Source organism: Thauera sp. 2A1 (genome assembly GCF_009469595.2).
In the GTDB taxonomy this organism is placed as follows: Bacteria; Pseudomonadota; Gammaproteobacteria; order Burkholderiales; family Rhodocyclaceae; genus Thauera.
This window is the reverse complement of the sequence record NZ_SSXV01000118.1, coordinates 1-1,263: the sequence shown is the minus strand read 5'-3', so window position 1 is coordinate 1,263 and position 1,263 is coordinate 1. Positions and strand designations below refer to the sequence as shown.

General features: G+C 41.3%; 1 protein-coding gene. It reads left to right on the top strand.

Features of this window, described 5'->3' with window-relative positions:
- The first annotated feature begins 123 nt into the window (after nt 1-123).
- Nucleotides 124-1,095 carry an IS3 family transposase gene (locus GH664_RS24025; RefSeq protein WP_228111690.1) on the top strand — a complete coding sequence of 324 codons (972 nt, stop codon included), beginning with the start codon at nt 124-126 and terminating at the stop codon, nt 1,093-1,095.
- Nucleotides 1,096-1,263 lie beyond the last annotated feature (168 nt).

Here is a 1,263-nt window from a genome sequence, read left to right as displayed (position 1 = left end):
GGCAATCACTCCATCAGACTACAAAGATTTGGTCAAGGAGATAGCAGAATTGAAGAAGCAGCTTAAGACAGAGCGTCTTCGTGCGGACTTCTATGAGGAAATGGTCGCTTTTGGCAAGGAAGTATATGGTATAGACTTAAAAAAAGCTGGCACCAAGTAGCAAATAGGCTTCACGCTAGGGACAACAGAAAGTATCCTGTTGCCCCTATGTGTCGTTTACTTGGTGTTACAAAGCAGGCCTATTACAAGCATGGAGATAGTGATATGGTAAAAATAGCCCAGGAAGCCTTTGTAGTGGAGTTCATAAAAGATATTCGCAAGAAAGATCCGGGGATTGGCGGCAACAAACTTTGGATTATGTATCAGAAGCAATTTGGGGCATCAAGAAGTGTTGGCTACAACCGCTTTTACGACATAGTCGAAAAATACAATTTGAAGGTTAGAAAGGTAAAGCGTAGGGTGAAGACAACAGACTCCACCCATGACCTTCCTTTGTATCCAAACATCGTCAAAGACTTACTGCCAATACGTCCTTGTCAGCTGGTTGTCAGCGATATAACTTATATTCCATACTTCCTCGATCCAGAGAGTGGAGAATATAAGTTCTGCTACCTTGCCCTTATTACCGATTACTACACAAAGGAAATCGTTGGCTATAGTGTGGCTCCAACATTGGAGGCTATCTATGCCATCGAGGCACTTAAAATGGCACTAAAGCATTATGATGGACATGATCTTAGCCAACTAATTCATCACTCTGACCGTGGTGTCCAGTATGCTAGCTTTGCTTATACGGATTTGCTTAAAAAGTATGACATCAAAATCAGCATGACGGAAAGCGGAAATCCTAAGGACAACGCTGTAGCAGAAAGAGTGAACAGTACCATCAAGAATGAGTTACTGAAAGGCATGTCGTTTGCAAGTATTAGTGAAGTTCAAAAAGCTGTGATTCTTGCTATAAACTTCTACAATGAAGAGCGTCCTCATATGAGCCTTGATGGACTAACTCCACGTGAAGCAGCTAAAAAGATGGGTGAAATCAACAAAAAATGGGTAAGCTATAGAGAAAAAGCAATAAAAGCTAAGGTAAAATAAAAGAAAATTAGTATCTTTGCACCCACCAAGGAACTACGTGATGGTTTAAGCCACCAACGTATAAAGTTTGAGTTGGGCATCGAGCCCAACCCAAACTTACCAAGGAAGCTACGCTCAGGATTATCCCCCAACATGTTTTTGCATGAAACATGAGTGGCAACAAAAAAT